At 52.2% G+C, this 3,259-nt stretch carries 4 protein-coding genes; all 4 read left to right on the top strand.

All coding sequences use genetic code 11. The annotated features are described in order from the left end of the window. The coding region (locus O6944_03630; GenBank protein ID MCZ6718232.1) for a hypothetical protein at positions 1-757 on the top strand (757 nt) is incomplete at its 5' end. A gap of 485 nt (positions 758-1,242) precedes the next feature. Continuing rightward, positions 1,243-1,668: a hypothetical protein gene (locus O6944_03625; GenBank protein MCZ6718231.1), complete on the top strand. Its 426-nt coding sequence runs from the start codon at positions 1,243-1,245 to the stop codon at positions 1,666-1,668. A gap of 284 nt (positions 1,669-1,952) precedes the next feature. Further along, positions 1,953-2,720 carry a hypothetical protein gene (locus O6944_03620; protein MCZ6718230.1) on the top strand — a complete coding sequence of 256 codons (768 nt, stop codon included), beginning with the start codon at positions 1,953-1,955 and terminating at the stop codon, positions 2,718-2,720. Between the two features lie 315 nt (positions 2,721-3,035). Continuing rightward, a partial coding sequence (locus O6944_03615; GenBank protein MCZ6718229.1) for a PA2779 family protein occupies positions 3,036-3,259 on the top strand: 224 nt, incomplete at its 3' end.

Genomic DNA, 3,259 nt, shown 5'->3' with positions numbered 1-3,259 from the left:
ATTTGAATCCGCCGTAAGAGTAATGCCAACCGTTCACACAGCACTGGTTGCTTTGCGCGATACGGGTTTCGTCGATCAATACCGCCAAGAAAGCTTAGCGGATATTGAGGCAGCGATTGCATCGAATCATGCGGCCGTTAGTCCTTACGACATTATCCCGGAGCAGGAACGCTTGCTCGGTCGCGATCTCGACCCTCAGATTAATCTCATTATCGTGCGTTATGCTAGGCCCTACGGGATTCGCATACTCGGCCAGAGATTTGTGGCTTATTACGGATGGGATGCCGAGACTCAGTTGCATGTGGCGGCACATGAAATTTTTCATCCACCTTATGATCCGAATGACGCTGATCTTGCCGATCTTCTTTCCGCGCTCAAATCTGATCCATGGCTGATGTCCATCGTCGACGACCATGACCCGCAGTATGGCTACAACACGTTCATGGGCGTGGTTGATGAGGGATCTACGCAGGCCCTCGACCAAATCGTATCGGACCGGCTGGGATTTGCCGAGGAGCCTGGAAAGCGATGGCGTGAGTCCGACGGTGGCATGCACATGCTGGCTGCGGCCCTATATCACGCGATGCGAGAGAGCGGCTTTGCTGATAGCGGTGGCATTTATGCAGATTGGCTCAAGAATGGGATTCACTCAGGATTGCTAAGCCCGCCGGAAGTTAAGCGCCGAGCAGCGCTTGTGGTGGGGCAGGATGCGGTAGATGCGTGGGGGCCGCATCGATCGGCAGAATCAAATCAGTGAGAAAAGACTCGAGCAGAGTCGCGGACGGCGAAAAAGAACATTCATACTTTGCGGCGATGTGACGGCGGCCGCTTTTGGCCGTAAGCGGCCCCTCAAAACAGCCGGTTTTTGCTAGTCTGAACGTCCGCTTTCGGGAAAAGCGGACGTTAGGCTAATATCACCAAGAAGGGCCGCTAATGACCCATTCGAGACGATCGTGATTCTTGAAAAAAAGGCGCGTTAGCCGGGCGCTTTGCGGAGTGGGTGGAACGAGCCATATTACCAGTCACGCAGTGCCATCACGGTTACGCCATCGCGTTGTTGTACTCACGCTGACCCTTGGTGCCCATAACGCGGGCGCTGCTCTAGGGTATCCTTGGGTGGGCTCCAAAGGTATCGCTTTGTAATACCGATAGCATCATAGAACGCAACAACTGCGAATAAGGTGACTATATAGATAACTTACAGGCAATCTAGCGCTGAGTTCATCAACTGGCGGTAGCACCATGAAACGGCTATTGAAAATCAGAGATTCTTTGTCTTACACGCTGAGAATAAAGCCCTTGATACTTCTCGGACTATTGGCATTGACGGCGTATGGCTGCGCTGAGTTCAACGGCGAACTACCCGCAGACTTCCCGGCGGATATTCCTATCATCAGCGGAGAAATCTACAGGGCAAGTCACGCGAGGTTTGAAGTCGACAGAGGATTCGTCGTCTCCGTGCTCACCACACTGTCATACGAGGAGGTCGTCGCCTTCTACGCCGACGTTGTTGGTCCTCGTGGTAATGGTTACGTGCTTGTCGAGACAACCTGTCGTGACACACCGACGCGCTACGTGAGCATCGCTGTTCACCTAGGACGGGGACCTGACTCACGTCTGCCCTCCAGCTTTATCCCTGACGCCGTGCAGTGCCTTCGCGAAGTCTAGAATCCGCCACGTGATGTGCAGTAAGGAGAACTTACCAAGCACAGGAAAGCAATCGCTACGGCAATAACGTGCTGAAAACTGTTAATGAAGGGCCGGTGTTGGCCGAAAGCAGCCGGTGACGTTGAGTGGCGAGTGGCCGCTATTGGCCGTAAGCAGCCACTCGATGATGCGGCCCTGAGCGGCCGCTTTACCCCCGAAAGCAGCCGTTCGCCTGATATGATGTTGAGAGGCTGCTTTTGACCCAAAGCGGTCATTCCGGCGAACTTGGGAGGAGAGTGTTGTAAATGCTTTTGCGCCGCTTCATTTCAAATATTAAGGATCGAGATTGGGGCTCGGTCGTCGCCGAGCTCTTGGTAGTCGTCGTCGGTGTGTTTTTTGGTATTCAGGCGGCCAATTGGAATGCTGATCGACTCGAACAAGAAGAAGGTCGACTGATCACAGAGAGATTGCTGGTCGATCTCCGTAAAGACCTTGTCTCGCGCCAAATGCTAGTCAGCTATTACCAGGCGGTCTTTGAGGCTGCAGAGCGCACGGAAACGCGACTGAATGCAGAATCGGTTGACGATTCTTTTGCGTTCGTCATCGATGCCTATCGCGCAACAGAGTTAGCCTATCGGCCAGCAACACGTGCGACGTATGACGAAATAGTCTCAACAGGTAGCCTTGGGCTTATACCGTCGGAGGCGCGGCAGGCTGGCTTCGCGGACTATTTTCGCAATGACTATTCCTATCTTGCGAGGCAAGCGTTTCGGGCTTCAGCATTTCGACATCGGGTTCGCCGTTCGTTGCCGTATGACATCCAGGCCGCGATAAGGGAAAAGTGTAGCGATTTACGCAACGAAAGATTCGAGATCATTGGTTTCGACAATGATTGCGACCTTGGGATATCGGTTGAAAAATTGGATGAAGCAGCGGAGGCATTGCGGTCGGATCCAGAAATTTTGCGTGATTTGCGCTTTCATTTCTCAGAGCTTAATGGAACACCTCCAAATTTTCGTGGTGAAGTCGTAATTCTTAAAGCGTCGATAAAAGCGTTGGAGAATGCTAACTGAACGGCCGCTTGTGGCCGAAAGCGGCCCTTCGTTTTCGTGATTTTCCATTGATCTGAACGTCCGCTTTCGGGAAGAGCAGACATTCACCAGTGGACCGTCAGCGTAGCGAAAACGTAGCGATTACAGGTGATTGCCCGAATAAGCATGGTGTTATGTCAAAAAAATGTCGTTAACTGTGAAAACTGTCACGTCTGTTTGGCGCAGTCCATTGCTACTCTTCTAATTGAAATGTTACTTCGAGTCGTTTATCAGTGCGCTGACTGCAGCAGGCTGATCGACCGTTGCTATTCACGCGTATGAACAAGAGGTGCAGTTATGTTGATTTTCCGGAGTAAACAAATTTGCGTACTTGCGATTTCGGCCTGCATCATCGGCGCGCTGATGATGCAGTCTGCCGGTGCGGCATTGATATCGACCGAGACAGCAATTGAGATGACCGAACGACAAGACCGCATTGATCACATCAACGAGGTTCTGGCCAGAAAATCCGTACAGAGTATGCTGGTTCGGTATGGTGTTGAATCGGCCGACGCCAGTGC

It is taken from the genome of Gammaproteobacteria bacterium, assembly GCA_027296625.1.
Classification (GTDB): Bacteria; Pseudomonadota; Gammaproteobacteria; order JAKEHO01; family JAKEHO01; genus JAKEHO01.
The sequence above is the reverse complement of the archived record's forward strand: the minus strand, read 5'-3'. Positions and strand labels throughout refer to the sequence as shown.

Excerpts from the sequence above, each read along its gene's own strand:
- O6944_03625 (MCZ6718231.1), top strand. The coding sequence starts at position 1,243 with ATGAAACGGCTATTGAAAATCAGAGATTCTTTGTCTTACACGCTGAGA.
- O6944_03620 (MCZ6718230.1), top strand. The coding sequence starts at position 1,953 with ATGCTTTTGCGCCGCTTCATTTCAAATATTAAGGATCGAGATTGGGGC.